This is a genomic window from Sphingomonas horti (assembly GCF_009753715.1).
GTDB classification, from domain to species: Bacteria; Pseudomonadota; Alphaproteobacteria; order Sphingomonadales; family Sphingomonadaceae; genus Sphingomonas_B; species Sphingomonas_B horti.
Window position 1 is genome coordinate 115,081 of sequence record NZ_WQMS01000013.1, and the last position, 26,094, is coordinate 141,174.

Below are 26,094 nucleotides of genomic sequence, written 5' to 3' on the forward strand. Positions count from 1 at the left end.
GCGTCTTGTCGCTAGGGCGCGCGCCTATGAGTGAGGGCGACAGCTATACCTATGCCCGGGCGGGCGTCTCGATTGCGGCCGGAAATGCGCTGGTGAAGGCGATCGCGCCGCTGGCCAAGGCGACGCGGCGGCCGGGGGCAGACGCGGAGTTGGGCGGCTTCGGCGGCTTCTTCGATCTGAAGGCGGCGGGCTATGCCGACCCGCTGCTGGTCGCGGCGAACGACGGCGTCGGCACCAAGCTGAAGCTCGCGATCGAGCATGACCGGCACGACGGCGTCGGCATCGACCTTGTCGCGATGTGCGCGAACGACCTGATCGTGCAGGGCGCGGAGCCGCTGTTCTTCCTCGACTATTACGCGACCGGAAGGCTGGAGAGCGGCGTCGCCGAACGCGTGATCGCCGGCATCGCCGAGGGCTGCCGCCGGGCCGGCTGCGCGCTGATAGGCGGCGAGACGGCGGAAATGCCGGGCATGTATGTCGATGGCGACTATGATCTGGCCGGCTTCTGCGTCGGCGCGGTGGAGCGGGACCAGGCGCTCACCGGCAACCGCGTCAAGGCCGGCGACATGATCCTGGGCCTCGCTTCCACCGGAGTTCATTCCAACGGCTATTCGCTGGTGCGCAGGCTGGCGGCGGACAAGGGCTGGAAGCTGAACCGCCCTGCCCTGTTCGACCAGGACGCGCTGCTGATCGACGCGCTGATGGCGCCGACGCGCATCTATGTGAAGTCGCTGCTGCCGCTGGTGCGCGCGGGCAAGATCGCGGCGCTGGCCCACATCACCGGCGGCGGGCTGCTGGAGAATGTGCCGCGCGTGCTGCCCGACGGCCTCCACGCCCGCATCGACGCCGACGCCTGGCCGCAGCCGCGGCTGATGGCGTTCCTGCAGGCACAAGGCGCAATCGAGCCGGAGGAAATGGCGCGCACCTTCAACTGCGGCATAGGCATGGTCGCGGTGGTCGCGCCGGACCAGGCCGATGGCGTCAAGGCCGCGCTGGAAGCCGCGGGCGAGACGGTGTTCGCGATCGGCCGTGTCGAACAAGGCCCGCGCGGCTGCACCGTCGCCGGCTCGGACGAAGCCTGGTCGGCACGAGAGCCCTGGGAGGCAAAGCACCTTGCCTGAGCGCGCTCGGGTCGCCGTGCTCATTTCCGGGCGCGGGTCGAACATGGCTGCCTTGCTCTACGCATCCCGGCTGCCGGATTGCCCGTACGAGGTCGTGCTGGTCGCTTCGAATGATCCGGACGCGGCGGGGCTGGCGCTGGCGAAGGCGGAAAGGGTTCCCACGTTCGCGCTCAGCCACAAGGGGATGGGGCGCGCGGAGTTCGATGCGCTGATCGACGCGCAGCTGCGGGCTGCCGGCGCCGATTATGTGGCGCTGGCCGGCTATATGCGGCTGCTCTCGCCCGAGTTCATCGACAAATGGGGCGGGCGGATCGTCAACATTCACCCGTCCCTGCTGCCCAGATACAAGGGGCTCGACACCCATACACGGGCGCTGGAAGCCGGCGACCGGACGGTCGGCTGCTCTGTGCACGAAGTGACGGCGGAGCTCGACGACGGGCCGGTGCTGGATCAGATCGAGGTCGCGGTGCTGCCGGGCGACACGGCCGAGACGCTCGCCGCGCGGGTGCTGATCGCGGAGCATCAGCTCTATCCGCGCGCGCTGGCCAATTTCGTGACGCGCGACCGCACGCCCGAGGCGAAGCTAGGCCGCGTGCGCGAGATCGCCACCCAGCTGCCCGGTGCGGAGGAGACGATTTCCCACGGCATGCCCTGCTTCCGCGTTCAGGGCGGCAAGATGTTCTGCTATTTCACGCACGACCATCATGGCGACGGCATCATCGCGATCATCGTCAAGACCAGCGGGCCTGACGAGCAGGCGCAGCTGATCGACCAGGATCCCGACATCTACTACCGCCCCGCCTATTTCGGGCCGAGCGGCTGGGTCGGCGTGCGGCTGGACAGCGGCGACACGGACTGGGATCATGTCGCCGACCGGATCGAGCTCAGCTGGAAGCTGGTCGCGCCACGTAAATTGGTCGGGATCAGAGAGTTTTGAGCGAAACACCTAAGGAACGGCGCGAAGCCGCCAAGATCCGCCGCCGCTGGATTTCGCTGGGCGAAGCCGTCGCCGTCGCGGCCGTGCTGATCTCCGCCGCGACGCTATGGAACAGCTATGCGGAGCGCAGGAGCGCGGAAGCCGACCGCGCCGCCACAGCGCAGAAGGAAGGCAAGGTGGAGGCGGCGCTGGTGCTCCGTGCCCGCCCTGTCGATGACGGCAAGAGGCTGACCATCGAGGCGGTCGACCCGGATCAGGTGATCCAGAGCCAGCGGCTGATCCTGCCGTCGAAGCTGGACGTCACGCCGATCGAAACGGCCGGCGATGCGCGGATCGAGGCGCGCTGGCTGGCCGACGCGCTGAAGGAATCGGACGCGAAGCGCACCGCCGCCGGCGACCTGCGCGTGCCGGTCGCGATCGTCAGCCGCTTCACCAGCAAAGGCGAGATGCATGACGCGGCGGCGGTGTATCAGCTCGCCTATGTGCGCGAAGGGCATTTGCTGGGGGGCAGCAGCATCCGCTTGCGCGGCCTGTCGCTGGTCGGGCGCGTGCCGGAAGCGCAGGCGAAAAAAGCCGTGGACGGGGCGTTCAGGCGCTGAATCTGTCCTGTATTCCCGCGAAAGCGGGAATCCCTCTTTTCTCGACGCCGTTTCTAGATTTCCGCTTTCGCGGGAATACAGGAGTCAGTCCGAAACCACCGGCAGCCACACCGCACTCGGCCGCCACTCATCGTGGTAGATGGTCTGAGTCGCTTTCCGATAGTCTGCCGGCTTCGCGTTGAAGATGTTCGGCACGAACGTTTGCGGGTTGCGGTCGTAGAGCGGGAACAGGCTCGACTGGACCTGCACCATCAGCTTGTGGCCCGGCTGGAACACATGGTTCACGTTCGGCAGCGACCATTTGTAGTCCTCAGCCTTGCCGGGCTTCAGCGGTTCCGGCTTCTCGAAGCTGTGGACATAGCGGCCGCGGAAGATCTCGATGCCGATCGGCAGCTCCGAACCGTCGGGCGAGACGTCGATCAGCTTCACCACCCAATCGCTGTCAGTGCCGCTGGTTGCCGCCCATAGGTCCACCTTCGGCGCACCCATGATGTGCACCGGCTTGTCGAGCGCGGCGGACGTAAAGGTCAGCACGTCCGGCCGGCTTTCGACGAAGCGCTGGTCGTGGAGCAGCCAGGTCCGCCAGACGTCGTTCTCGCGAAAATGCACCGGGCGCGGCACGAACGGCACCGGCTTGGCGGGATCGGAGACGTAGCTGTCGGACCCGCCGCGAGGCTTGCTCCAGGACAGGCCGAAATCGCCCTGCAGATAAAGCGGCGTCGCGGTGCCGGCGGGCCATTTCTGCGAGACCTGCCACTGGTCGGCTCCGGTCGCATAGGTCAGCACCGGCGGCGTCGGCGTCTGCGGCGCGCCGTCCTTCAGATAGCGGTCGAGGAACGGCTTCATATAATCGCGGCGGAATTGAAGGCCGGTATCGCCCTTCAGCTTCACCTGGCCGAGCTCGCGCGCCTCGTAATTGACGCCGCTGTGCCGCCATGGGCCGATCACCAGCGACACCATGTCGTTGTTCGCGTCCTGCGGCTCCAGCGCGCGATAGACGGCGGGCGCGCCGTAGCTGTCTTCCTGGTCCCATTGCCCGACGACGAGCATGGTTGGCACGGTCAGCTTGCGGGCGCCGAGCAATTTATCGACCGCCTGATCCTGCCAGTAGCTGTCATAGGCCGGGTGCTCCATGAACTTGCGGGTGACGGCGAAAGCGTCGAGGCCATAGGCGCGAGCGAAATCGCCCGCCGAGCCGGCGTCCAGATAGGTCGTGTAGTCGTCGCCATCGCCGTGCGGAATGTCGCCGCCATTGTCCTTTGCCATTTGCCCTGTGAAATAGTCGAAGCTGTTCAGGCGGAAGGCGCCGTTGTGAAACCAGTCGTCGCCCATCCAGCCATCGACCATCGGGCTTTGCGGCACCGCCGCCTTCAACGCCGGGTGCGGGTCGACCAGGGCCATCAGAGAAGTAAAGCCGAGATAGGAGGAGCCGGTGATGCCAACCTTGCCGTTCGACTCGGGCACGTTCTTCGCCAGCCAGTCGATCGTGTCATAGGCGTCGGTGGCGTGGTCGACCGGCGTGTCGTTGAGCGGCCCGCGCAGGGGGCGGTTCATCACATAGTCGCCCTCCGACTTATGAAGGCCGCGCACGTCCTGATAGACGCGAATATAGCCGTCGTTGACGAACTCCTTGTCCATGATCGGCAGGATGTCCTCGATCCGCTGGCTCGGGATGCGCCACGTCGCCTTGTCCGCGTCATAGGGCGTGCGGCTGAGCAGGATCGGCCCGTTCTTCGTGCCTTTGCGCATCACGATGACGGTGAACAGCTTAACCCCGTCGCGCATCGGGATCATCACCTCGCGCCGGATGTAATCGGCCTGCGGGCGCACGCGCTGATATTCGGCGACCGTGTCCGGCGCCATCGGCGGCGTCTGGGCGGTGGCGATGGCAGGAGCGAGGGCGAGCGTTGCGAGCAGCAAGGCCTTGGTCATGGGAAGGGTTTGTTGCATCCGCGATCGGGATTGTCACGTCCGACCTGATTTGAGCAAGGTATTATTTTACCCGTCACGAACCGCGCCGTTTTGCTTGACTTTTCGCCCCTCCCCACGCAAATGCCCCGCCAGCAGCACCGCCCCTGCCGGGCGGCGTCGTTTGTTTCTAGCAGAGGTGGCCATGAAGGCGCTGATGAAGACGACCAAGTCGGCAACGCCGGCCACGGTCGAGAAGAAGTGGCATCTGATCGATGCCGACGGTCTGGTGGTCGGGCGTCTCGCCTCGATCGTCGCCAACATCCTGCGCGGCAAGCACAAGCCGAGCTTTACCCCCCACATCGACTGCGGCGACAACGTCATCATCGTCAATGCGGGCAAGGTGCGGTTCACTGGCAACAAGCTGCAGGACAAGATGTACTACAAGCACACCGGCTATCCGGGCGGCTTGAAGGAAATCACCGCGGGCAAGGTGCTGGAAGGCCGCTTCCCGGAGCGTGTGCTCGAGAAGGCGATCGAGCGGATGATCCCACGCGGTCCGCTCGGCCGCCAGCAGATGCGCAACCTGCGCATCTTCGCCGGCGCGGAGCATGACCATGCCGCGCAGAACCCCGAGGTGCTCGACGTCGCCTCGATGAACCGCAAGAACAAGGTGGGCGCATAATGTCCGATACGCGTCAGTCCCTCGCCGACCTCGGCAACATCACCCAGGGCGTTGAGCCCGCCGTCGCGGCCGAAGGCGAAGCCGCCGCTCCGGTCGCCCAGCCCGCCGCGCCGCTGCGCGAGCAGCAGATCGACAAACAGGGCCGCGCCTATGCGACCGGCCGCCGCAAGGACGCCGTCGCCCGCGTCTGGCTGAAGCCGGGCAGCGGCAAGATCGTCGTCAACGGCCGCGACCAGGAAGTCTATTTCGCCCGCCCGACGCTGCGCCTGGTCATCAACCAGCCGTTCGACGTCGCCGAACGCCGCGAGCAGTATGACGTGATCGCGACCGTGAAGGGCGGCGGGCTTTCGGGCCAGGCAGGTGCTGTCAAGCACGGCATCGCCCAGGCGCTGAGCCGCTACGAGCCGGCGCTGCGCTCCACGGTCAAGGCCGCCGGCTTCCTGACCCGCGACTCGCGCGTCGTCGAGCGCAAGAAGTACGGCCGCGCCAAGGCCCGCCGCAGCTTCCAGTTCTCGAAGCGCTAAGGCTCGCGACACTTACAAAGACAAAGGGCGGTCCCGTTCGGGGCCGCCCTTTTCGATTCGGCGATATGCGCGTCCGCTATTTCTTGCGCCCCTTGCCCTTGTCGCGGTTCGCGTACAGCATCGCGGCGACCAGGGCGGCCGAGCCGATGCCCACGCCGACGCCTGCCGCCAGCCAGGCGGTTCGCTTTTCTGACGCAGCCTTTTCCTCTCCGTCCTTGTGAAGCCGCGCTGATTCTACGATCTCGTTCACCGGTTTCTCCGTTGCATTGCCTGCCGCGTCGCCGGCAGGTGCGTTCCCGGGCGACGTTTCAGGGGCGATACGAGCTTCGTCAAGACTGGGCACGGACAATCTCCTTGTGCCTGCCCCAACGATTCGCGCGCGCGACCGTTTCCACGGCTCGGCGCAGAGGGAACAGGCGCGCGGCGCTCTCCGTTACCGCAACGGAGGTCCGATGGTCTTCGGCATGACCGATTCCCGAACGCCGGCCCGCTTCGACGATCGCCGCGATGCCGGCCGGAAACTGGCGGAGGCTGCGCGCCGTTATGCGGCCGAGCACCCGATCGTGCTGGCGCTGCCGCGCGGCGGCGTGCCGGTCGCCTATGAAGTGGCGACGGCACTCGGCGCGCCGATGGACCTGCTGTTCGTGCGTAAGATCGGAGCGCCCGGCCAGCCCGAATATGGGATCGGCGCGGTGGTCGACGGCGATCATCCGCAGGTCGTGCTGAACGACGTCGCGCGCCAGCTCAACATTCCTTCCGCCTATGTCGAGGAGCAGAAACGGCGCGAGCTCCAGGAAATCGAACGCCGACGCCGCGCCTATCTGGGCGACCGCGAGCCGCTGGCCCTAAAAGGCCGCACGGTCATGGTGGTCGACGACGGAATCGCGACGGGAGGAACGGTCCGCGCGTCGCTGCGGGCCTTGCGCGGAGCCGAGGTGCGACGGCTAATCCTGGCCGTTCCCGTGGCGGCGGCCGATACGATCGAGAGCCTCGGGTCAGAGGCCGACGAGATCCTGTGCCTCGCGACGCCGGACCCATTCTACGCGGTCGGGCTCTATTACCGCGATTTCGAGCAGACCAGCGACGAGGAAGTGGTGCGCCTGCTGGGCCAGGCGCAGCAGACGGAGCAGACGTAAAGGAGAAGCAGATGCCTGCCAAATCGAAGAAGCAGCAAATGGCCGCCGGCGCGGCGCTTGCGGTTAAGGAAGGCGAAAAGCCGAAATCGAGCCTGAAAGGCGCGTCGAAGCAGATGGAAAGCTCGATGAGCAAGAAAGAGCTCGAAAAGCTCGCCCACACCAAGCGCAGCAAGCTGCCCGACAAGAAGAGCTGATCCGCGCGTCGCGACGCGGAGGCGCTAGCTGGAGACCGGGTGGCGGAGCGGGAGGGATTCGAACCCTCGATACGGTTTTGCCGTATACTCACTTTCCAGGCGAGCGCCTTCGACCACTCGGCCACCGCTCCGCATGCCTGTTGAAGCGCTGCCCCCTATCCTGTGGTTCGGCAGCGTGCAATGCTTTGCGGCATGCTGACGATGCTCCTGCTGCTGCAAGCCGCCGCCCCTGCCCCCGCCGCCCCCGCCAAGGCCCCGAGCGAGATCGTCGCCGCGGCGCCGGCGTCGGACTGGGTCGACATCGCGCCGGACGACCTGCTGGTGATGCAGCTCGCGCCCGATCGCGACGGCGCCGCGCGAAAAGTGGTGATCCAGCTGATGCCGCCGCCCTTCTCCCAGCCCTGGATCGCGAACATCCGCACGCTTGCGAAAGCGCATTGGTGGGACGGCACCGCCGTCACCCGCGTGCAGGACAACTATGTCGCGCAATGGGGCGACCCGACGGAGAAGAAGCCGCTGCCGGCGGGGCTGATGAAGGCTTCCGAGCGTGCCTATATGACCGTCATACCCAAACCGGCGGAGAACAGGCTCTCACGCTTTCGCTATCCAGATCCCTATTCCCGCGGAACTCTCTTCGACTCTGGCTGGCCCCTCGCCTTTGAGCTCATACACGATGTGCCAGTCGTCGATCAGAATGGGCGACCGATGCCGCCGTCGACAACACGAAATGCCTGGCCCGTCCACTGCTACGGCATGGTTGGCGTCGGTCGGAACATGCCGCCCGATGCGGGCACGGGCGCCGAGCTCTACACCGTGATCGGGCATGCGCCGCGGCATCTGGACCGCAACATCGCGTTGGTCGGGCGCGTGGTGGAGGGGATCGAGAACCTGTCCAGCCTGCCGCGCGGGACGGGGCCGCTCGGCGTCTATGAAAAGCCGGAGCAGCGGGTGCCGATCGCCTCGATCCGGCTCGCGTCCGAGCAGCCGGCGGCGGCGCGGCCGCATCTCCAGTATCTCTCGACCGAGAGCGCCAGCTTTGCCGCTTACGCGGACGCGCGGGCGAACCGGAGGGACGCTTTTTTCATCGTGCCGGCGGGCGGAGCGGATATTTGCAACATCCCGGTGCCGATCAGGCGCAAGCCTTGAAACATGGTTGCCGTCATTGCGAGCGAAGCGAAGCAATCCAGCAAGGGGGGCGGGACGACTGGATTGCTTCGTCGCTTCGCTCCTCGCAATGACGGTATGGGATGGTTCGACGTCACTCGTCCGCCAGCACCGGATCGTGGATCGGTTCGCCCGCCAGCACACGGCGCATGCGGTCGCGGTCGAGGGCGCCTTCCCAGCGGGCGATCGCGACAGTCGCGACGCCATTGCCGATGATGTTGGTGATCGCGCGCGCTTCCGACATGAAACGGTCTATGCCCAGGATCAGGGCGATGCCGGCGACGGGCACCGTGTGCGTGGCGCTGAGCGTCGCCGCCAGCGTCACGAACCCGCTGCCGGTCACGCCCGCCGCGCCTTTCGACGTCAGCAGCAGGATCGCAAGCAGGCCGAGCTGGTGGCCAATCGTCAATTCGGTGTTCGTTGCCTGGGCGATGAACATCGCGGCCATCGTCAGGTAGATCGAAGTGCCGTCCAGGTTGAACGAATAGCCGGTCGGCACGACGAGACCGACGACCGGCTTGGCACAGCCGAGGTCCTCCAGCTTGCGCATCAGCCGTGGCAATGCGGTTTCAGACGATGAGGTGCCGAGCACGATCAGGATTTCGGCGGCGATGTAGCGAAGGAACGCGAAGATGCTAAACCCGCTCGCCCAGGCGATCACGCCCAGCACGACGAACACGAACAGCAGGCAGGTCGCATAGACGCTGAGCATCAGCACGCCGAGCTGCGCGAGCGTGCCGACGCCATATTTGCCGATCGTGAACGCCATCGCGCCGAACGCGCCGATCGGCGCCACGCGCATCAGCATCGCGATGATGTGGAAGAAGAACTCGCTCGCGCGGTCGAGGAAGCGGACGGCGGCCTCCCCGCTCTCGCCCATATGCGCGAGCGTCAGGCCGGAAAGGATCGCGACCAGCAGCACCGGCAGCAGGTCCGGCCCGGTCAGCGCGCCGAAGAAGCTGTCGGGGATGATGCCGAGCAGGAACGGCGCCACGCCTTGCTCATGCGCCTTGCCGGCATAGTCGGCGACACCGGCCATGCTGAGCGTCGCCGGATCGGCGTTGATGCCGTCGCCGGGCCTGACGAGGTTCACGATCACCAGCCCGATCACCAGCGCCAGCGTCGTCACCGCCTCGAAATAGACGAGCGCCTTCAGCCCGACGCGGCCGAGCGCGCGCAGATCGCCGATCTTGGCGATGCCGAGCACCACGGTCGTGAAGATGATCGGCGCGATCATCATCTTGACCAGCTTGATGAAGGCGTCGCCGAGCGGCTTCAGCGCCGCGCCGAATTCCGGCCACAACCAGCCGACCAGCACGCCCAGCACGATGCCGACGAGCACCTGGGCATAGAGGTGGCGGAAGATGCGCATTCAGGCGGCGAGGCTGACGCGCCCGCCGGCGTGGCGCTCCAGCCGGCCGGCGAGCTCCAGCTCCAGCAAGGCGGTCTGCACCACGGCGCTCGGCAAGCCGGACAGGCGGATGACCTCGTCCACCGGGACCGCGGTGGGGCCGAGCAGGTCCAGCACTGCCTCACGTTCTGTGTCGGACGCATCGTCGGCCCGGCCCGGTTCGTACGAGCTAAGGGGCTGGGCTACCGCCCGCGGGTCGATTGGGCGGATCTGCTCCAGCACGTCGGCCGCGTTCTGGATCAGGGTCGCGCCCTCGCGGATCAGCAGGTTGCAGCCCTGCGCGCGCGGGTCGAGCGGTGATCCGGGCACCCCCATCACCTCGCGGCCCAACTCTGCGGCGATGCGGGCCGTGATCAGAGAGCCGGACTTCGGCGCCGCCTCCACCACCACCGTGCCGAGCGACAGGCCGGCGATGATGCGGTTGCGCGACGGGAAATGGCGGGCGAGCGGCTCGGTGCCCGGCGGCTGCTCGGCGATCAGCAGGCCGTCGGTGGCGATCTTCTCCTGCAGCGCGGCATTCTCGGGCGGATAGGCGACATCAATCCCGCTCGCGATCACCGCGATCGTGCCGCCCTGCAGCGCGCCGACATGCGCGGCGGTGTCGATCCCTCGCGCGAGGCCGGAGACGATCGTCGCGCCCTCGCCCGCCAGCTGCTGCGCGAGACCGCGCGCGACACGGCAGGCGGCGGCCGAGGCATTGCGCGCGCCGACGATGGCGACCATCGGCCGGTCGAGCAATTCCATATGTCCGCGCACGATCAGCATCGGCGGCGCGCTCTCGGTCGCGCGCAGCAGGGCCGGATAGTCCGGATCGTCGACGAACAGCGCACGGGCGCCGAGCTTCGCGATCGCGGCAAGCTCCCGCTCGATCCGCCGCGGGTCGGCCGGCCGGAAATCGCGGCGCCCTCCCCTCGCCGCCAACATCGGCAACGCCTCAAGCGCGGCGGCAGCACTGCCAAAACGGGCAATCAACTGGCGATATGAGACGGGTCCGATGTTCGGCGTGCGCAGCAGCTGGAGCTTCGCCGCGCGGTGGTCGGGCTCGATATCAGCCACTCTTGCGCCCGACCTTGGGTTCGGTGCCGGCGAACAGCCGCGCGATGTTGCCGCGGTGCCTCCAGAAGACGATCAATGCGAGCGCGATGAACAGCACGCCGAAATCGGCGCGGCCGAAAGCGAAGGCGGCGATCGGAGCCGCCAGTGCCGCCGCGAGACTGCCGACCGATGAATAGCGGCTCAGCGCGAGCACGCCGACCCAAACCAGGAGATAGCTGAGCCCGATCGCCCACCAGGCGGCAAAGCCGATGCCACCGAAGGTCGCCGCCCCTTTTCCCCCCTTGAACCTGAGCCAGATCGGGTAGCAATGGCCGAAGAACGCGCCGGCTGCGCCGAGCACGCCGCCTCCGGGCGCGATCGCTTCGCCCAGCCAGACCGCGGCGGCGCCCTTCAGCGCGTCGAGCAGCAGGGTCGCGGCGGCCAGGCCCTTGCGTCCGGTGCGCAGCACGTTGGTCGCGCCGATATTGCCCGACCCGATCGCGCGCAGATCGCCCGCGCCGGCGAGCCGGGTCAGGATCAGCCCGAACGGGATCGACCCCAGCAGATAGCCGAGTGCCAGCGCAAGCGCCGGCATTTCCCACAGCACGTCGGTGGTTTGCGCCCCCATGGGCCCGGACAAACCGCAAAAGCGCGCAAAACACAACTCCGTTCGCTTCGAGCGGTGATTCCCGCCGGAAACTTGGCTAGGTGGCCCCTCCATGACCGATCCCCGCCCGCTTCTGTTCTTCGATTCTGGCGTGGGTGGGCTTTCCGTGCTCGCGGCGGCGCGGATGCTGCTGCCGGATGCGCCGATCGTCTATGCCGCGGACAATGCCGGCTATCCCTATGGCACCAAGTCGGAAGCTGAGATCGCGGCGCGCGTGCCGGCGCTGCTCGGGCGGCTGGTCGAGCGTTATCATCCCCGGCTTGTGGTGATCGCCTGCAACACGGCCTCCACGATCGCGCTGGGCCATGTGCGAAGCGCTTTGGACGTGCCGGTGGTCGGCACCGTTCCGGCGATCAAGCCGGCGGCCTTGCTGTCGAGGACGCGCGCGATCGGGGTGCTCGGCACCGACGCGACGATCCGCCAGCCTTATGTCGACCGGCTCGCCGCCGAGTTCGCGAGCGACTGCCTGGTGCTGCGCCACGGCTCGGCGGAGCTCGTCGACCTCGCGGAGGCGAAGCTTCGCAGCGAGCCGACCGATCCGGCAGCCTATGCGCGCATCCTGGACGGGCTGATCAGCCAGCCGGAAGGCGCGCGCATCGACACGGTCGTCCTCGCCTGCACCCATTTCCGGCTGGTCGAACCGGAGCTCTCGGCGGCGCGGCCGCTCGCCTATGTCGACGGCGCAGAGGGGATTGCGCGGCGGATCCGGTTCCTTTGCGACGGCCAGACCTGGCCTTCCGCTCCGCAGGCCGGAGTGGCCGTCTTCACCCGCGCCGCCCATGAGATCGACGCGCTTCGGCCGGCGCTCGACCGCTTTGGCCTGGCGCGGACAACCGTGCTATAAGCTTGGCCAGGTGCACGCGATTCGTCGGCGGCGCGACAGTTGCCGCGACACGTTTCACGCCCACTGCAAGAACCACGATGACGGTCGCAGAAAGGGGAGTGATCATGAAGAAATTGCTCTGGATTCTCGCGCCAATGGCCATGGCCGGCGCATCCGCGAACGCCGCCACCATCACCGGCCTGTTCAACACGGGCACCGATTCGAACAATGTGGCGCTGGTCGGCGGCAATGGCACCGTCGACCCGCATTATTCGATCTTCTCCTCGACATCGCCGGGATTTGCCGGGCAGCAGGCAGTGACGTTCCAATGCTGCTATGTTGCGGACGATGCGGATTCTCGCTGGGTTTCGCTGTCCGCGAACGGAAATCCGGGCAGCAACGTGACCTTCTACCGGCTCTCGTTCAGCCTGGCCGGGCTGGACCCGACCACGGCGTCGATCAGCGGCAGCGGCGGCAGCGACAATGCCGGCCGCATCTTCCTGAACGGCGTCGACACCGGCATCGACATCAACGGCTTCTCGGCATTGGTGCCTTTCGTGCTGAACAGCGGCTTCGTTGCCGGCGTCAACACGCTCGACATCAGGGTTTCGGACTTCGGGGCGCCGACGGCGTTCCGCATCGACAACCTGACCGGCACCGCATCCCCGATGAGCGGTATCCCGGAACCGGCGGTCTGGGCGATGCTGATCGCGGGCTTCGGCCTGATCGGGGGAGCCGCGCGGCGCCGGCCTCTGGCCGCCGCCTAGGCTTATTGCGAGTTGTTCGCACTGGCTTGCCCGCCCGCGCGACGGTAAATAGTCCGTCACCCGGACGGGCAAGGCAGGCTAGGGTTTTGGACTACAACCGCATTTTCACGCAGGCGATCGACCGGTTGCACGGCGAGGGCCGGTACCGGGTGTTCATCGACATCTTGCGCAACAAGGGGACGTTCCCGAACGCGCGCTGCTTTGCCGGGCATAATGGTCCGAAGCCGATCACGGTGTGGTGCTCGAACGACTATCTGTCGATGGGTCAGCATCCCAAGGTGATCGCGGCGATGGAGGAGGCGCTGCACGATGTCGGCGCCGGTGCCGGCGGCACGCGCAACATCGCCGGCAACACCCATTACCATGTCGATCTGGAAGCGGAGCTCGCCGACCTGCACGGCAAGGAAGCGGCGTTGCTGTTCACTTCGGGCTATGTCTCGAACGAGGCGACGCTCTCCACGCTCGCCAGGATCCTGCCCGGCTGCGTGATCTTTTCCGACGAGCTGAACCACGCTTCGATGATCGCCGGCATCCGCAACTCGGGCGCCGAGAAGCGGGTGTTCCGGCACAATGACCTCGAGCATCTGGAAGAGCTGCTCGCGGCGGCGGACCCGGAGGCGCCCAAGCTGATCGCGTTCGAGAGCGTCTATTCGATGGACGGCGACGTGGCGCCGATCGCCCGGATCTGCGACCTTGCCGACAAATATGGCGCGCTCACCTATCTCGACGAAGTGCATGCGGTCNCAAGGCGTTCGGCGTGATGGGCGGCTATATCGCGGCCGACAAGGTGATCGTCGACGTGATCCGCAGCTATGCGCCGGGCTTCATCTTCACGACCTCACTGTCGCCGGTGCTGGTCGCAGGCGTGCTCGCAAGCGTGCGGCACCTGAAGCAAAGCTCCATCGAGCGCGAAGGGCAGCAGGCCGCCGCCGCGACGCTGAAGGCGATGTTCCGCGATGCCGGGCTGCCTGTCATGCCCACCACCACCCATATCGTGCCGCTGATGGTCGGCGATCCCGTCAAGGCCAAGCGGATCAGCGATATCCTGCTCGCCGAATACGGCGTCTATGTGCAGCCGATCAACTTCCCGACCGTGCCGCGCGGCACCGAGCGCCTGCGCTTCACGCCCGGCCCGACCCACAGCCCCGAGATGATGCGCGAACTCACCGACGCGCTGGTCGAGATCTGGGACCGGCTTGAGCTGAGGCTCGCGGCCTGAGTCCAGCCGAACTCGCATTGCTGGCCCTCGCCGCGATCGGCGCCGGCGCGATCAACGCGCTGGCGGGCGGCGGGTCGATCCTGACCTTCCCGGCGCTGATCGCCGCCGGCGTGCCTCCGGTCGCGGCCAATGTGACCAACACCGTCGCGCTTTTCCCCGGCTATATCGGCGGCATCCTGGGCCAGGCGCGCGACCTGAAAGGCCAGTCCCGGCGCGTCTGGCTGCTCGCACCGGTGGCGCTGGTCGGCGGCCTGCTGGGCGGATTCCTGATCCTGATGAGCAGCGCGAAGCTGTTCCAGGCGCTCGTCCCCTGGCTGCTGCTCGGCGGCTGCGCGCTGCTCGGCATCCAGGACCGAATCCGCGGCGCGCTGCAGCGCCGGTCCGGCGCCCTGGGAATCGGCTGGGCCATCGCCCCCGTATTCCTGGGCGCGATCTATGGCGGCTATTTCGGCGCCGGCTTGAGCGTGATCTTCCTTGCCGTGCTCGGCCTCACCATCGATGACAGCCTGACGAGGCTCAATGGCCTGAAGCAGGCGCTGTCGCTGTCCGCCAACCTCGCGGCCGTGTTGGTGTTCGGCGGATCGGGGCTGGTCGTCTGGAGCGCGGCCGCAGCGATGGCGGGCGGGTCGCTGATCGGCGGAGCGTTGGGCGGCCGCCTCGCCAGCGTCGTCAGCCCGTTCGTGCTGCGCCTGACCGTGATGACGATCGGCGTGGGCGTCGCCGTGCTGTTCTTCTTTCGCTACTAGGCCTGGCCGGCGCTTGCGCTGAGCAGCCGCGGGTCGATGCCGGCGCTCTGGAACGCGGCGCCCCAGCGCTGCTCCACCGGCGTGTCGAACAGCAACGTCTCAGTCGCCTCGACCGTGAACCAGCCGTGGCGCGTCATTTCCTCGTCCAACTGGCCTTCGCTCCACCCGGCATAGCCGAGCGCGGCGAGCCAGCGGCTGGGCCCCTTCCCTTCGGCCACCGCGCGCAGAACGTCGATCGTGTTGGTGAGCGCGAAGCGGCCGTCGACCTCGATCGTATCCTGCCCGCCCCAGTCGAGCGAATGCAGCACGAAACCTCGCTGCGGGTCAACCGGCCCGCCCAGATGCACCGGCGAGTCGGACGATTCGCCGGCCGGGATATCGAATTGCTCGAGCAGCGCATGAAAGCCGAGGCGCGGCGCGAGCCGGCCGATGCCGATGCCGAGCGCGCCGCGCTCGTCATGCATGCAGACGGCGATCACCGCCTTTTCGAAGCGTGGATCGCCGATGCCGGGCATGGCGAGCAGCAATTGGCCGGTCAGGAACGGGGGACTCATGCGGCCGTTATAGGCGTCGCGACCCGCGAGCCCAATCCCTTGACGCTCCCTTCCCGGCCCGACACGAGGCTGGGCAGGCCCGACTCGGGCGCGACGAGGAGACGGACATGACCATCAAGGTTGGCGACAGGCTGCCGAGTGCGACCCTGATCAAGGTGACCGAGAACGGACCCGATGCAGTGCAGACGGACGATTATTTCGCCGGCCGCAAGATCGCGCTGTTCTGCGTGCCCGGTGCCTTTACGCCGACCTGCTCCGCGCGTCATCTGCCGAGCTTCCTGAACAAGATCGACGAGCTGACGGCGAAGGGTATCGACGAGGTCGCCTGCACCGCGGTCAACGACGCGTTCGTGATGGGCGCCTGGGCGAAGCAGGCCGGCGCGGACGGCAAGGTCACGATGCTGGCGGACGGCAACGGCGCGTTCGCAAAGGCGCTGGGCCTGGATGCCGACTTCGGCAAGTTCGGAATGGGCACCCGCAGCCAGCGCTACTCTATGGTGGTCGATGACGGCGTCGTGAAGGCGCTCAACGTGGAGCAGCCGGGCGCGTTCGAGGTGAGTTCTGCCGAATATATGCTCGAACACCTCTGAGAGCTCGGAACGGAGGCCTCCCGCCATCGGTTGATAGGGCAACCGAACGAAGAACGGAGGACTGGCAAATGGCCACCGACAATCAGACGAACGCGACCAACCAGAGCCAGGGCGGCACGACGATGGCCGACCGGGCGAGCGACCTGAAGGAACGTGCCGGCACGCTGTTCCAGGGCGGCGTCGATGCCGTGAAGAACAATCCCGGCACCACAGCGGCTGTGATCGGCGGTGTCGCGGCGGCTGCGGCGGCGGTGATGAACAAGGATAAGATCGTCGAGGCGGCCGGCGCCATGCGCGACAAGATGAGCAGCGGCCGGTCGGAAAAGTCGAGCGACAAGGGCTGACTTGCCACTGTCATGGCGGGCCATTAACGACCTGCCATGACAGAGAATAAGATCGAGCAGAATCCAGCCGCGCTGATCGACGCGCTGGCGCGCATCTACGACGACGCGGTCGAGGCGCTACAGGCCGCCATTTCCGCCTATGTGGTCGACGGCACCAAGCCGGACCGGAAAGCGCGCAAGGACGGCTTGTTCTGCTATCCGGAGCTGCGCCTGCGCTACCGCGGCGGCGGCCCCACGCCTCTGCCGATCCGCTCGTTCGGACGGCTGGTGGCGGCCGGAACCTATGCGACAACGGTCACGCGGCCGCGCCTGTTCGCCGAGTATCTGAACGAGCAGCTGACCCTGCTGATCGATGGGTATGGCGTCACTGTCGAGGTGGGCCGGAGCCGGCAGGAAATCCCCTTCCCTTATGTCCTCGACCCCGGCCACGACCTGACGCTGGAAGGCGTGTCGCCGGCCGAGCTGGCGCACTGGTTTCCGGCGACGGAGCTCGCCCATATCGGCGACGAGATCGCCGACGGCATTCCCGCTGCCGACGGCGAGCTGCCGCGCCCCCTGGCACTGTTCGACGGGTTGCGGACCGATTTCTCGCTCGCACGGCTGCGGCACTATACCGGTACGCCGCCCGAGAATGTGCAGCGCTATATCCTGTTCACCAACTATCACCGCTATGTCGACGAGTTCGTCCAATGGGCATGCAAGTCGCTGGGAGAGGATGAGCGGTTCACTGCCCTGTCCGGCCCCGGCGGCCTGTTCATGACGCGCGACACGGTCGACCCGGACAAGGCGGTCGCCGACTTCGCCTGGCGCCGCCACCAGATGCCGGCCTGGCACCTGACCGCACCCGACCGGTCAGGCATCAGCCTGGTCAATATCGGCGTCGGCCCGTCCAACGCCAAGACGATCACCGACCATCTGGCGGTGCTGAGGCCAGAAGCCTGGCTGATGATCGGCCATTGCGGCGGGCTGAGGCCCAGCCAGCGGATCGGCGACTATGTGCTGGCGCACGCCTATCTGCGGGACGACCATGTCCTTGACGACGTGCTGCCGCCCGAGATCCCGGTGCCCGCGATCGCCGAGGTCCAGCAGGCGCTCTATCGCGCCGCAGAAGCGATTTCGGGCGAGACCGCCGACGTGCTGAAGCGTCGCCTGCGCACCGGCACGATCGTCACCACCGACGATCGCAATTGGGAGCTGCGCTACAGCAAGTCGGCGCTGCGCTTCTCGCTGTCCCGCGCCGTCGGCGTGGACATGGAATCGGCGACGATCGCGGCCCAGGGCTATCGCTTCCGGGTGCCCTACGGCACGTTGCTCTGCGTGTCCGACAAGCCGCTGCACGGCGAGCTGAAGCTGCCGGGCCAGGCAAACCGCTTCTACGAACGCGCGATCAACGAGCATATGCGCATCGGCATCGAGGCATGCGTCGAGCTCCGCCGCGAAGGGGCGAAGCTCCATAGCCGCAAGCTGCGAGCGTTTAACGAGCCGCCGTTCCGGTAAGGGAAACGCCGCTCCCTTCACGCGTTCCCCCGGCAACCAGCCGGAGGAAACACCATGCCCGGGCGACTGAAGCCGCTTGCCGAACAGATCATCGTCATTACGGGCGCGTCGAGCGGGATCGGGCTTGCCACCGCGCGCCGCGCCGCCGATGCGGGCGCGCGCGTGGTGCTGGTGGCACGCAACGCCCAAGCGCTCGACGAAACGGTCGAGCAGATCAAGCTGAAGGGCGGGCGCGCGGCGTCGCTTGCCCTCGACATCGCAGACGAGGACGCGGCCGAACGGATCGCCGGCTTCTGCGCGGAGCGGTTCGGCCCGTTCGACACCTGGGTCAACGATGCCGCCGTCGCGATCTACGGCAAGCTGGAAGAGACCTCGATGGACGAGCACCGGCGGGTGTTCGACGTCGGCTATTTCGGACTGGTCGCGGCGTCGCTCCATGCCGCGCGCGAGCTGAAGGAGCGCGGCGGCGCGATCATCAATATCGGCTCGGTGCTGTCCGAACGCACGATGATCTACCAGAGCGTCTATTCGGCGATGAAGCACGCGGTGAAGGGCTTTACCGACGGGCTGCGCATGGAGCTGGAGGCCGACGGTGCGCCGGTCTCCGTGACGCTGATCAAGCCGAACGGCATGGACACGCCCTATCCCGAGCATGCGCGCAACAAGCTGGACGAGCCGGCGAAGATTCCGCCGATCGTCTATGATCCCGAGCTGGTCGCGCGCGCGATCCTGTTCGCGGCTGAGAACCGCAAGCGGGAAATGACAGTCGGCGGCGCCGGCTTGATGATCAGCAAGGCCGGCAACCTCGCCCCCGGCCTGACCGATCGGGTGATGGAACTGCTCGGGCTGCCGATCCAGACGACGGAGAAGCCGGCCCGCAAGGGCGAGGCGGACAATCTGTTCCGGCCGCGCCGCGACGGCCATGTCCACAGCAACCGCGACGGCTATGTGCGCCGGCAGAGCCTCGCGCTGGAAGCCCAGATGCGGCCCTGGGCGGCGGCCGCGATCCTGGGCGGCGTAGCGGCGGCCATCTACGCGCTGGCACGGCGGCGCGGGAACGGCGAGACGCCGGAGCCCGCGCTGACCGCGCACCAGACGGACGGTTCCGATTCGAGCGCCCAGTTCGAGGCGATGATCGCCGACGAGAACATGGTCCCGGAGCGGCTGCCTTAAGGGTTCAGCACGAAATCGACATACACGGTTTCAGTTGTCGTCACGGTCCCGGGCGGCTCGGGGGCGCCGAAAATCCGTGCCTGAAGTTCCTGGTTCCATCGCTCGATGCCCGCCGGCCCCACATTAGCCAGTCGCGTCATCGGGCCCAGCTTCATCCCGGCCGCCGCAGCATAGGCCTGAGCGTCTAGGCTTGCCTTAGCCAATGCTTGAGCGCCTGCCTTGCGGCGCGCGTTATCCGCGTCATTCAAGCGGTAGACCGGATCGCTGCCGCCATTGGCAACCGATTCTATGGCCGCCCGAACCAGCGACGTTCTGGAAAGATCGGCGAGCGTAACTTCGTAAGAGCTGACAATCGTCTTCTCCTGCGGCACGCTCGTCGCATCGGGGAGACCGGTGGCCGCCAAGGCCGCGACTGCATCGCCATATTGTTCATTTCCGATGAAGCCGAACGGGCCGTTCGGAGCGACAGCCTGAAGCTTGACCGCATCGCCCCCGGCCGCACGCAATGCGCTCGCCAGTTGATCCAGCCGTGCCTTGCTGGCCTGTCGAGCTTCGGCAAGCGTCTTGCCTTTGCAGACGAGTTGGACGCGCCATGCGGCACGATCCGCCGGCAGGGTCACGCTGCCTGTGGCCAGAAGCTGGAGCAGCACCTGGCCAGGTGCCGGTAGTGCGGGCGAGATCGGGCCGCCTTGGGCGTGCGCCGCGGTCGCCGCCGCTATGGCGGCAGTGGCGGCCAGGACCGTGCGGAGCAAGGCGCTTACCATCCGCATTTCTGGCCTTTGTTCTGCTGTTTCAGCCAGGCCATCAGCGGCTGGAAATAGGCCACCATCGCATCGCCCGAGATTTCGCGGGTGCCGGTGAATTTCTCCAGCGCATCGGGCCAGGGCTTGGACGCGCCCATCTCCAGCATCGCGTTCAGGCGGCGACCGACCTCCTTGTTGTTGTAGAAGGAGCAGCGGTGCAGCGGCCCTTTCCAGCCGGCCTGCTCGCACGCGGCCTTGTAGAATTGGAACTGCAGCAGCCGGGCCAGGAAATAGCGCGTGTAGGGCGTGTTGCCGGGCACGTGATATTTGGCGCCCGGATCGAACGACGTCGCCGGATCGCGCGGCGCCGGCGGCGTCACGCCCTGGTATTGAAGCCGCAGCGCGGTCCACGCGGTGTTGTAGTCGGCGGGCTGGATCTGGCCCGAGAACACGCCCCAGCGCCATTTGTCGACCAGCAGGCCGAACGGCAGGAACGCGACCTTGTCCATCGCCTGGCGGAGCAGCAGGCCGATATCCTTGTCCGCGCTCGGCACCCTGGCGGGATCGAGCAGGCCGATGCTGACCAGATATTGCGGCGTGATCGACAGCGCGACGAAATCGCCGATCGCTTCGTGGAAACCGTCGTTCGCGCCGTTCAGATAGAGGAACGGCTGCTTGTTATAGGCCCGCTGATAGTAATTGTGGCCAAGCTCGTGATGGATGGTGGTGAAATCGTCCGAGTTCACCTTGATGCACATCTTGATGCGCAGATCGTCCTTGTTGTCGATGTCCCAGGCCGAGGCGTGGCACACGACTTCGCGGTCGGCGGGCTTCAGGAACAGCGAGCGCTGCCAGAACGTTTCGGGAAGCGGCGCGAAGCCGAGCGAGGAATAAAAGCCCTCCCCGGTCTGGACCATCTTCTTCCAGTCATAGCCCTTGGCCTTCAGCAAGTCGCCGACTTCGTAACCCAGGTCGCCGGCGCCGGGGGGCGCGACGATGTCGTAGATGTTGCCCCATTCCTGCGCCCACATGTTGCCGAGCAGGTCGGCGCGGATCGGGCCGGCCTTGGGCTGGACCGCGTCGCCATATTTCGCGTTCAGCCTGGCGCGGGTGTAGCAATGCAGCTCGTCATAGAGCGGCTTGACCTGGTTCCAGAGCTTGTCGGTCAGCGCCGCGAACTGGTCGGGCGGCATGTCATATTGGGAGCGCCACATCGCGCCGGTGTCCGGGTAGCCGAGCTCCTTCGCGCCCTGGTTCGCGATCTCGACCATCGGCGCATAATCGGCGCGCATCGGCTTGCCGACATTGTCGTGCCAGCTGATCCACATCTCCTTCAGCTCGGCGGGGTCGCGGCTGGTGCCCATCGCCGCCTCGATATCGCTGCCGCTGATCGGCTTGCCGTGCAGCATGCCCTTGCCTTTGCCGTAGGTCGAGTTCAGCCGCGTCGCGATCTCGTTGAGCTCCGTCGCTGCGCCGGGCGTCGTCGGGGCCGGCAGGACGAGGCCGCCGCGCAGGATGTCGAGCTTTCGCTTCGTGTCAAAGGAAAGCCCCGGAACCTTCTGGAAACGGGCGGCCTCCTTGGCGAACTTGACCGACATCTCGGTCCCGATCGTACCGTATTTGGCCGCCAGAGCGTCGGTATCGTCGGTGATATAGGTGTTGTTGATCCACGCGATCCGCGCGGCATCGACGGAAAACTCCGCCAGCTGCTTTTCGGCGTTGGCGACGAAGGCGTCGGCCTCCGCCGCGGTCGGGGCGGCGGGCTGCTGGGCCACCGCGCTGCCCGCGGCGAGCGCCGCCGCGACGGCGAGCGCGGAAATCATCATCCTCTTCATCGGCATCCTCTCATGTCCGGATGGCAAGCAGATGACGCCGCGACGCGCCCGAGGTCAAGCGGCGAGGAACCGCGCGAGCGCTTCGCCCAGCTCCGGCTTCACCACCGCGCTCATATGGCCGCCCGGTACCAGCGCGAGCTCTCCGTGCGGCAGCGCCTCGGCAAGGGCGGTTGCCGATCCGTTGTCGTCATCCTCCTCGCCGCACAGCACCAGCACCGGCTGCTCGATGGCACGGATGACGGGTTCGGGCGTGTCGGTGAAGGTGCTGAGGATGTTCAGCAAGGCGATCGGGTCGCTTTTGGTCGACTTGATGAAGCCCTGCACATTGCCCTCGGGCGTGCCGGGCCGGAAGCTGCCGAGGTTGGTCAGCACGTGCCGGAAATGGCCGGCGCGACGCGAGGTATGGATCAGCCCCTCCAGCCCCATGCCGGAGAAGATGACGCGGCGGGGACTGGCGTCGCGGGCGAGCATGCGCGCGACGGTGCGCGCGCCGAGCGAGTAGCCGCCGAGATCATAGTCCGTCAGGCCCAGATGCGCGATCAGGGCGAGATTGTCGTCGGTCAGGATGTCGGGCGGATACAGGGCGGGATCGTGCGGCGCCTCGCTTTGCCCATGCGCGCGCAGGTCCGGCATGATCACGCGGAAGCCCTTGGCCGCCACCTTGGCGGCATGGCCGAACCGGATCCAGTTCATGTCGGCCGAGGAGATATAGCCGTGGATCAGCACCACCGGCTGCCCCTTCCCCTGCTCGTGCCAGGCAAGGCGGACGCCGTCCGAGGCAGTGAAGAAGTGGGTCTTCGGGCTCATTCCGGCATCTTTCCCGTCGCCTGCACCCATTTGTCGACCAGCAGCTGATACTCGTCCGTGCGGATGCGCTTCAGCTGCGAGGTGTCGAGCCAGGCTTCGTGCATGCTCTCGGCGCCGAAATGATGGACCGGCGCGAACCGTCCCGGATCGTCGAAGCTGCCGAGGGTCAGGTCCATATTGTCGCTGCCCTCAAGGAACGCGAAGCCGAGCGGCGTGCCGCAGGTCGCGCAGAACGGCCGCCGCGCGATCGGCGAGCTGTCATACCAGTCCGGCTCGTCGCCCAGCCAGCGAACATCGGCGCGCTTCACGCTCTTGAACGCTGCCGCGAAGCCTCCCGTCGCGCGCTGGCACATGCGGCAGTGGCAGAGATAGGCCTCGTCATTCTCGATGCCGACTTCGTAGCGGATACGCCTGCACTGGCAGCCGCCGGTGACCGTTTCCATCGCTCGCCTCCTCTCGCCCTCGCCATGGCCGCACAAATGATCTGCATCAACGATTGAATAATAAGCATGCACTATTATGTGCGCCGCCCATGGCTGATACGCTCGGATTCCTGATCGGCGACATCTCGCGCCTGATGCGGCGTGCGTTCGACGTGCGCGCGCGCACGATCGGGGTCACGCGCCAGCAATGGCGGATGCTGACCACGCTTTCGCGCCACGAAGGCGTGAACCAAGGCCGCCTCGCCGACCTGCTGGACGTCGAGGCGATCACCCTGTGCCGGATGGTGGACCGATTGTCGGACGCCGACCTGGTCGAGCGCCGCCCCGATCCAACGGACCGCCGCGCCTGGCGCATCTATCTGACCGATCGCGCGCGCCCGATTCTGGGCGAACTGCGTTCTCTCGGCGACGGTCTGATCGAGGACGCGCTGGATGGCGTCAGCGAGTCGGATCGCGAGCGGCTGATGGCGCTGCTGGAACGAATCCGCACCAACCTGAACGACGAACGCAAAGAAAAGGCCGCCGCAAATGGCTGACGCAGATCGCCCCATCATCGCCGAGCGCGAAATCACCGCTCCGGCCGACGTCCAGGCCCCGGCCGCGGCCGAGCCGGCCGCCGAAAAGCCGAAGCGCGGCTGGCTGCGCATCGTCGCACTCCTGTCGGTTCCGCTGATCATCATCGGCGTCGGTGCCTATTTCTGGCTGACGTCCGGCCGGTTCGTGTCCACCGACAACGCCTATGTGCAGCAGGACAAGGTGTCGGTGAGCGCCGATGTCGGCGGCCGCATCGTCGAGGTCTCGGTCCGCGAGAACCAGCACGTGAACAAGGGCGACCTGCTGTTCCGGATCGACCCGGAGCCGTATCGCATCGCGGTCGAGCAGGCGCGCGCCGCGCTCGCCAGCGCGCAGGTCAACGTGCAGACGCTTCGCACCGAATATCAGGGGAAGGGCGCCGATATCGAAGGGGCGCGCATCGCGATCCAGCAGGCGCAGGAGGATTTCGATCGCCAGTCCGCGCTGATGGCGCGCGGGTTCACGACCCGGGCCAATTACCTGAACTCGCAGCACGCGCTGCAGCAGGCCAAGGTGCAGCTGCAGAACGCGCAGGCCGAGGCCGCGCTGGCCAAGGCGAAGCTGCAGACCGGCGCCGCCGTCCCCGGCGAGAACCCGCAGATCGCGGCGGCGCGCGCGCAGCTCGACCAAGCGCTCCTGAACCTGAAGCGCACCGAAGTCCGCGCGCCGGCGCCCGGCACCGTCAGCCAGGCGGACCGGCTGCAGGTCGGCAACCAGATCGTCTCCGGCCTGCCCGCGCTCAGCATCGTCGTCGGCGACCGCACCTGGGTCGAGGCCAATTTCAAGGAGACGCAGCTGAACAAGGTGCGCGTCGGCCAGCCGGCGGAGATCGAGATCGACGCCTATTCGGGGCTGAAGCTGAAGGGTCATGTCTGGAGCTTCGGCGCCGGCACCGGCTCCGAATTCTCGGTGCTGCCCGCGCAGAACGCCAATGGCAATTGGGTGAAGGTCACGCAGCGCGTCCCCGTGCGGATCGCGATCGACGAGGCGTCGCCGCGGCCGCTGATCGCGGGCCTGAGCGCCGATGTGACGGTCGATGTCCGCGGCCAGCACTAATCCCGTCGCGGCGGCGGACGTCGCCGCCACGCCGGTCGAACAACGCGGGCTGCTGACGATCGCGGTGATGCTCGCGACGATCATGCAGATCCTCGACACGACCATCGCCAACGTCGCGCTGCCGCACATGCAGACGTCGCTGGGGGCGACGGCGGACACCGTCACCTGGGTGCTGACCAGCTATATCGTCGCCTCGGCGATCGCGATCCCGGTGACCGGCTGGCTCGCCGACCGGTTCGGATCGCGCAACCTGTTCCTCGCCGCCGTCGCCGGCTTCGTCATCGCCTCGATGCTGTGCGGGATTGCCACCAGCCTGGGCGAGATGGTGATCTTCCGCGTCTTCCAGGGCATCGCCGCCGCGTTCATCAACCCGCTGTCGCAGACGGTGATGATGGACATCAACCCGCCCTCCCGCCAAGCGCGGGCGATGGCGGTGTGGGGCATGGGCATCATGGTCGGGCCGATCCTGGGCCCGGTGCTGGGCGGCTGGCTGACCGACAATTTCAACTGGCGCTGGTGCTTCTACGTCAACGTCCCGTTCGGCATCATCACCTTCGCGATGATGTGGCTGCTGCTGCCGGCCAAGCCGCTGCGGCCGAGGCGGTTCGACATCTTCGGCTTCGCGCTGCTGGCGCTCGCCGTCTCCTGCTTCCAGATCATGCTGGATCGCGGCCAGCAGCTCGACTGGTTCGACAGCTGGGAAGTGCGGATCGAGGCCGGCGTGGCGCTGGCCGCCGCCTGGATGTTCATCGTCCACATGGTGACGGGCAAGCACCCGATGTTCGACCGGGAACTGTTCGCCAACCGCAACATGATCACGGCGCTGTTCTTCATGGTGGTGATCGGGGTCATCATGTTCGCGACGATGGCGCTGCTGCCGCCGATGCTGCAGCGCATCTGGGACTATCCGGTGATCGACGCCGGCCTGCTGCTCGCCCCGCGCGGCGTCGGCGTGCTCGCGACGATGTGGGTGGCGGGCCAGCTGATGGGCAAGGTCGATCCGCGCTGGCTGGTGGGCACCGGCATGGCGATCGCGGCGCTGTCGCTTTGGGAAATGACGCAGTGGTCGCTGGGCATGGACTATCGCTGGATCGTGATTTCGGGCGCGATCCAGGGCCTCGGCATGGGCCTGGTGTTCATGCCGTTGAACCTGACCGCCTTCGCCACCCTGGATCCCAAGTACCGGACCGAAGGCGCGAGCCTGCTGAACCTGTTCCGCTCGATCGGCGCCTCGGCCGGCATCTCGGTGGTGACGACCTTCCTCGCCCGCAACGTCCAGACCAGCCATTCGGACCTGGTCGGCCACATCACCCCGTTCAGCCTGCCTTCGATCGACCCCTCGGCGTCGGAGCGGCTGGCGGGCGCCGGCGATGCCGTCATGGCGGCGATCGACGCCGAGATCAACCGGCAGGCGCTGATGATCGCCTATCTGGACGACTTCAAGATGATGGCGATCGTGACGATGCTGGCAGTGCCGCTGGTGATCTTCCTGCGCCGGCCGGGCAAGCCCGCCGACGGGCCGCAGCACATGATGATGGAATAG

At 66.9% G+C, this 26,094-nt stretch carries 29 protein-coding genes, 1 tRNA gene and 1 pseudogene; 20 read left to right on the forward strand and 11 right to left on the reverse strand.

Annotated features, from left to right (window positions below; all coding sequences use genetic code 11):
- Positions 1–26 precede the first annotated feature (26 nt).
- Genes purM through GON01_RS10105 form a run of 3 tightly spaced genes read left to right on the forward strand, consistent with a single transcriptional unit; the run spans position 27 to position 2,657 of the window.
- The gene (purM, locus tag GON01_RS10095) at positions 27–1,121 is read left to right on the forward strand and encodes a phosphoribosylformylglycinamidine cyclo-ligase (protein ID WP_157027253.1); all 1,095 of its coding nucleotides are present in this window, start codon (positions 27–29) and stop codon (positions 1,119–1,121) included.
- Complete coding sequence (gene purN / locus GON01_RS10100) at positions 1,114–2,058, forward strand: phosphoribosylglycinamide formyltransferase (RefSeq protein WP_157027254.1); 945 nt, start codon at positions 1,114–1,116, stop codon at positions 2,056–2,058. The genes purM and purN overlap by 8 nt, the downstream gene beginning before the upstream one ends.
- The gene (locus GON01_RS10105; protein ID WP_157027255.1) at positions 2,055–2,657 is read left to right on the forward strand and encodes a hypothetical protein; all 603 of its coding nucleotides are present in this window, start codon (positions 2,055–2,057) and stop codon (positions 2,655–2,657) included. Before purN ends, GON01_RS10105 begins: the two co-directional genes overlap by 4 nt.
- A gap of 84 nt (positions 2,658–2,741) precedes the next feature.
- Here the strand turns inward: GON01_RS10105 and GON01_RS10110 are convergent, their stop codons facing one another.
- The gene (locus GON01_RS10110; protein WP_232328772.1) at positions 2,742–4,589 is read right to left on the reverse strand and encodes a CocE/NonD family hydrolase; all 1,848 of its coding nucleotides are present in this window, start codon (positions 4,587–4,589) and stop codon (positions 2,742–2,744) included.
- Positions 4,590–4,770: 181 nt separating this feature from the next.
- Between GON01_RS10110 and rplM the strand changes: the two genes are divergently transcribed.
- Both rplM and rpsI read left to right on the forward strand, forming a co-directional pair.
- Positions 4,771–5,250, forward strand: coding sequence for a 50S ribosomal protein L13 (gene rplM, locus GON01_RS10115; protein WP_157027257.1), 480 nt, complete (start codon positions 4,771–4,773; stop codon positions 5,248–5,250).
- The gene (rpsI, locus tag GON01_RS10120) at positions 5,250–5,774 is read left to right on the forward strand and encodes a 30S ribosomal protein S9 (protein ID WP_157027258.1); all 525 of its coding nucleotides are present in this window, start codon (positions 5,250–5,252) and stop codon (positions 5,772–5,774) included. Before rplM ends, rpsI begins: the two co-directional genes overlap by 1 nt.
- 76 nt (positions 5,775–5,850) lie before the next feature.
- Here the strand turns inward: rpsI and GON01_RS10125 are convergent, their stop codons facing one another.
- Positions 5,851–6,024: a hypothetical protein gene (locus GON01_RS10125; RefSeq protein WP_181600034.1), complete on the reverse strand. Its 174-nt coding sequence runs from the start codon at positions 6,022–6,024 to the stop codon at positions 5,851–5,853.
- Between the two features lie 214 nt (positions 6,025–6,238).
- Here GON01_RS10125 and GON01_RS10130 point away from each other — a divergent pair, with 214 nt between their 5' ends.
- Positions 6,239–6,910, forward strand: a complete 672-nt coding sequence (locus GON01_RS10130; RefSeq protein WP_157027259.1) for a phosphoribosyltransferase — start codon at positions 6,239–6,241, stop codon at positions 6,908–6,910.
- An 11-nt stretch (positions 6,911–6,921) separates the two neighbouring features.
- Complete coding sequence (locus GON01_RS10135) at positions 6,922–7,104, forward strand: DUF3008 family protein (RefSeq protein WP_157027260.1); 183 nt, start codon at positions 6,922–6,924, stop codon at positions 7,102–7,104.
- A 40-nt stretch (positions 7,105–7,144) separates the two neighbouring features.
- Here the strand turns inward: GON01_RS10135 and GON01_RS10140 are convergent.
- Positions 7,145–7,235: transfer RNA gene (locus GON01_RS10140), tRNA-Ser, on the reverse strand.
- A gap of 61 nt (positions 7,236–7,296) precedes the next feature.
- Between GON01_RS10140 and GON01_RS10145 the strand changes: the two genes are divergently transcribed.
- Complete coding sequence (locus GON01_RS10145) at positions 7,297–8,250, forward strand: peptidylprolyl isomerase (RefSeq protein ID WP_408640918.1); 954 nt, start codon at positions 7,297–7,299, stop codon at positions 8,248–8,250.
- A 112-nt stretch (positions 8,251–8,362) separates the two neighbouring features.
- Here GON01_RS10145 and GON01_RS10150 read toward each other — a convergent pair whose 3' ends face one another.
- Genes GON01_RS10150 through plsY form a run of 3 tightly spaced genes read right to left on the reverse strand, consistent with a single transcriptional unit; the run spans position 8,363 to position 11,342 of the window.
- Positions 8,363–9,640 (reverse strand): dicarboxylate/amino acid:cation symporter, encoded by a 1,278-nt coding sequence (locus tag GON01_RS10150; protein ID WP_157027262.1) that lies wholly within the window; start codon positions 9,638–9,640, stop codon positions 8,363–8,365.
- The gene (gene dprA / locus GON01_RS10155; protein WP_181600066.1) at positions 9,641–10,726 is read right to left on the reverse strand and encodes a DNA-processing protein DprA; all 1,086 of its coding nucleotides are present in this window, start codon (positions 10,724–10,726) and stop codon (positions 9,641–9,643) included.
- Between the two features lies 1 nt (position 10,727).
- Positions 10,728–11,342, reverse strand: coding sequence for a glycerol-3-phosphate 1-O-acyltransferase PlsY (plsY, locus tag GON01_RS10160; protein WP_157027263.1), 615 nt, complete (start codon positions 11,340–11,342; stop codon positions 10,728–10,730).
- A gap of 91 nt (positions 11,343–11,433) precedes the next feature.
- Between plsY and murI the strand changes: the two genes are divergently transcribed.
- The 5 genes and pseudogenes from murI to GON01_RS10180 all read left to right on the forward strand — a co-directional run bounded on the left by murI (position 11,434) and on the right by GON01_RS10180 (position 14,936).
- Positions 11,434–12,225 carry a glutamate racemase gene (murI, locus tag GON01_RS10165; RefSeq protein WP_157027264.1) on the forward strand — a complete coding sequence of 264 codons (792 nt, stop codon included), beginning with the start codon at positions 11,434–11,436 and terminating at the stop codon, positions 12,223–12,225.
- Between the two features lie 104 nt (positions 12,226–12,329).
- Positions 12,330–12,971: a PEPxxWA-CTERM sorting domain-containing protein gene (locus GON01_RS10170; protein ID WP_181600035.1), complete on the forward strand. Its 642-nt coding sequence runs from the start codon at positions 12,330–12,332 to the stop codon at positions 12,969–12,971.
- A gap of 86 nt (positions 12,972–13,057) precedes the next feature.
- The coding region (gene hemA, locus GON01_RS16985) for a 5-aminolevulinate synthase (protein WP_232328773.1) at positions 13,058–13,714 on the forward strand (657 nt) is incomplete at its 3' end.
- Between the two features lies 1 nt (position 13,715).
- Positions 13,716–14,190 (forward strand): annotated as a pseudogene (locus GON01_RS16990) (aminotransferase class I/II-fold pyridoxal phosphate-dependent enzyme); the annotation flags it as partial.
- Positions 14,191–14,207: 17 nt separating this feature from the next.
- Positions 14,208–14,936 (forward strand): sulfite exporter TauE/SafE family protein, encoded by a 729-nt coding sequence (locus tag GON01_RS10180; protein ID WP_198159826.1) that lies wholly within the window; start codon positions 14,208–14,210, stop codon positions 14,934–14,936.
- Here GON01_RS10180 and GON01_RS10185 read toward each other — a convergent pair.
- Complete coding sequence (locus GON01_RS10185; protein ID WP_157027266.1) at positions 14,933–15,490, reverse strand: YqgE/AlgH family protein; 558 nt, start codon at positions 15,488–15,490, stop codon at positions 14,933–14,935. The two genes, GON01_RS10180 and GON01_RS10185, sit on opposite strands and share 4 nt — an antisense overlap.
- A 107-nt stretch (positions 15,491–15,597) precedes the next feature.
- Here GON01_RS10185 and GON01_RS10190 point away from each other — a divergent pair, with 107 nt between their 5' ends.
- The 4 genes from GON01_RS10190 to GON01_RS10205 all read left to right on the forward strand — a co-directional run bounded on the left by GON01_RS10190 (position 15,598) and on the right by GON01_RS10205 (position 19,094).
- The gene (locus tag GON01_RS10190; RefSeq protein ID WP_157027267.1) at positions 15,598–16,080 is read left to right on the forward strand and encodes a peroxiredoxin; all 483 of its coding nucleotides are present in this window, start codon (positions 15,598–15,600) and stop codon (positions 16,078–16,080) included.
- Positions 16,081–16,148: 68 nt separating this feature from the next.
- Positions 16,149–16,424, forward strand: coding sequence for a hypothetical protein (locus GON01_RS10195; protein WP_157027268.1), 276 nt, complete (start codon positions 16,149–16,151; stop codon positions 16,422–16,424).
- 36 nt (positions 16,425–16,460) lie between these two features.
- On the forward strand, positions 16,461–17,921 hold the full coding sequence (locus tag GON01_RS10200; protein ID WP_157027269.1) for an AMP nucleosidase: 1,461 nt from the start codon (positions 16,461–16,463) through the stop codon (positions 17,919–17,921).
- Between the two features lie 54 nt (positions 17,922–17,975).
- Complete coding sequence (locus GON01_RS10205) at positions 17,976–19,094, forward strand: SDR family oxidoreductase (protein ID WP_157027270.1); 1,119 nt, start codon at positions 17,976–17,978, stop codon at positions 19,092–19,094.
- Here the strand turns inward: GON01_RS10205 and GON01_RS10210 are convergent.
- Genes GON01_RS10210 through GON01_RS10225 form a run of 4 tightly spaced genes read right to left on the reverse strand, consistent with a single transcriptional unit; the run spans position 19,091 to position 22,922 of the window.
- Positions 19,091–19,858 (reverse strand): SIMPL domain-containing protein, encoded by a 768-nt coding sequence (locus GON01_RS10210; protein WP_198159827.1) that lies wholly within the window; start codon positions 19,856–19,858, stop codon positions 19,091–19,093. The genes GON01_RS10205 and GON01_RS10210 overlap by 4 nt on opposite strands.
- Complete coding sequence (locus tag GON01_RS10215; RefSeq protein ID WP_157027272.1) at positions 19,852–21,672, reverse strand: M2 family metallopeptidase; 1,821 nt, start codon at positions 21,670–21,672, stop codon at positions 19,852–19,854. Before GON01_RS10215 ends, GON01_RS10210 begins: the two co-directional genes overlap by 7 nt.
- A 54-nt stretch (positions 21,673–21,726) precedes the next feature.
- Complete coding sequence (locus tag GON01_RS10220; RefSeq protein WP_157027273.1) at positions 21,727–22,479, reverse strand: alpha/beta fold hydrolase; 753 nt, start codon at positions 22,477–22,479, stop codon at positions 21,727–21,729.
- Positions 22,476–22,922, reverse strand: a complete 447-nt coding sequence (locus GON01_RS10225; protein ID WP_157027274.1) for a GFA family protein — start codon at positions 22,920–22,922, stop codon at positions 22,476–22,478. Before GON01_RS10225 ends, GON01_RS10220 begins: the two co-directional genes overlap by 4 nt.
- A gap of 89 nt (positions 22,923–23,011) precedes the next feature.
- Between GON01_RS10225 and GON01_RS10230 the strand changes: the two genes are divergently transcribed.
- The 3 genes from GON01_RS10230 to GON01_RS10240 are packed head-to-tail and all read left to right on the forward strand — an operon-like array spanning position 23,012 to position 26,094.
- Positions 23,012–23,458, forward strand: a complete 447-nt coding sequence (locus GON01_RS10230; protein WP_157027275.1) for a MarR family winged helix-turn-helix transcriptional regulator — start codon at positions 23,012–23,014, stop codon at positions 23,456–23,458.
- A complete protein-coding gene (locus tag GON01_RS10235; protein ID WP_157027276.1) occupies positions 23,451–24,551 on the forward strand; it encodes an HlyD family secretion protein in 1,101 nt (366 codons plus the stop codon). Before GON01_RS10230 ends, GON01_RS10235 begins: the two co-directional genes overlap by 8 nt.
- The gene (locus GON01_RS10240) at positions 24,532–26,094 is read left to right on the forward strand and encodes a DHA2 family efflux MFS transporter permease subunit (protein WP_157027277.1); all 1,563 of its coding nucleotides are present in this window, start codon (positions 24,532–24,534) and stop codon (positions 26,092–26,094) included. The genes GON01_RS10235 and GON01_RS10240 overlap by 20 nt, the downstream gene beginning before the upstream one ends.

Excerpts from the sequence above, each read along its gene's own strand:
- purM (WP_157027253.1), top strand. The coding sequence starts at position 27 with ATGAGTGAGGGCGACAGCTATACCTATGCCCGGGCGGGCGTCTCGATT.
- GON01_RS10110 (WP_232328772.1), bottom strand. The coding sequence starts at position 4,589 with ATGACCAAGGCCTTGCTGCTCGCAACGCTCGCCCTCGCTCCTGCCATC.
- rplM (WP_157027257.1), top strand. The coding sequence starts at position 4,771 with ATGAAGGCGCTGATGAAGACGACCAAGTCGGCAACGCCGGCCACGGTC.
- rpsI (WP_157027258.1), top strand. The coding sequence starts at position 5,250 with ATGTCCGATACGCGTCAGTCCCTCGCCGACCTCGGCAACATCACCCAG.
- GON01_RS10130 (WP_157027259.1), top strand. The coding sequence starts at position 6,239 with ATGACCGATTCCCGAACGCCGGCCCGCTTCGACGATCGCCGCGATGCC.
- GON01_RS10135 (WP_157027260.1), top strand. The coding sequence starts at position 6,922 with ATGCCTGCCAAATCGAAGAAGCAGCAAATGGCCGCCGGCGCGGCGCTT.
- GON01_RS10145 (WP_408640918.1), top strand. The coding sequence starts at position 7,297 with ATGCTGACGATGCTCCTGCTGCTGCAAGCCGCCGCCCCTGCCCCCGCC.
- GON01_RS10150 (WP_157027262.1), bottom strand. The coding sequence starts at position 9,640 with ATGCGCATCTTCCGCCACCTCTATGCCCAGGTGCTCGTCGGCATCGTG.
- plsY (WP_157027263.1), bottom strand. The coding sequence starts at position 11,342 with ATGGGGGCGCAAACCACCGACGTGCTGTGGGAAATGCCGGCGCTTGCG.
- murI (WP_157027264.1), top strand. The coding sequence starts at position 11,434 with ATGACCGATCCCCGCCCGCTTCTGTTCTTCGATTCTGGCGTGGGTGGG.
- GON01_RS10170 (WP_181600035.1), top strand. The coding sequence starts at position 12,330 with ATGAAGAAATTGCTCTGGATTCTCGCGCCAATGGCCATGGCCGGCGCA.
- GON01_RS10185 (WP_157027266.1), bottom strand. The coding sequence starts at position 15,490 with ATGAGTCCCCCGTTCCTGACCGGCCAATTGCTGCTCGCCATGCCCGGC.
- GON01_RS10190 (WP_157027267.1), top strand. The coding sequence starts at position 15,598 with ATGACCATCAAGGTTGGCGACAGGCTGCCGAGTGCGACCCTGATCAAG.
- GON01_RS10195 (WP_157027268.1), top strand. The coding sequence starts at position 16,149 with ATGGCCACCGACAATCAGACGAACGCGACCAACCAGAGCCAGGGCGGC.
- GON01_RS10200 (WP_157027269.1), top strand. The coding sequence starts at position 16,461 with ATGACAGAGAATAAGATCGAGCAGAATCCAGCCGCGCTGATCGACGCG.
- GON01_RS10205 (WP_157027270.1), top strand. The coding sequence starts at position 17,976 with ATGCCCGGGCGACTGAAGCCGCTTGCCGAACAGATCATCGTCATTACG.
- GON01_RS10210 (WP_198159827.1), bottom strand. The coding sequence starts at position 19,858 with ATGGTAAGCGCCTTGCTCCGCACGGTCCTGGCCGCCACTGCCGCCATA.
- GON01_RS10215 (WP_157027272.1), bottom strand. The coding sequence starts at position 21,672 with ATGAAGAGGATGATGATTTCCGCGCTCGCCGTCGCGGCGGCGCTCGCC.
- GON01_RS10220 (WP_157027273.1), bottom strand. The coding sequence starts at position 22,479 with ATGAGCCCGAAGACCCACTTCTTCACTGCCTCGGACGGCGTCCGCCTT.
- GON01_RS10225 (WP_157027274.1), bottom strand. The coding sequence starts at position 22,922 with ATGGAAACGGTCACCGGCGGCTGCCAGTGCAGGCGTATCCGCTACGAA.
- GON01_RS10230 (WP_157027275.1), top strand. The coding sequence starts at position 23,012 with ATGGCTGATACGCTCGGATTCCTGATCGGCGACATCTCGCGCCTGATG.
- GON01_RS10235 (WP_157027276.1), top strand. The coding sequence starts at position 23,451 with ATGGCTGACGCAGATCGCCCCATCATCGCCGAGCGCGAAATCACCGCT.
- GON01_RS10240 (WP_157027277.1), top strand. The coding sequence starts at position 24,532 with ATGTCCGCGGCCAGCACTAATCCCGTCGCGGCGGCGGACGTCGCCGCC.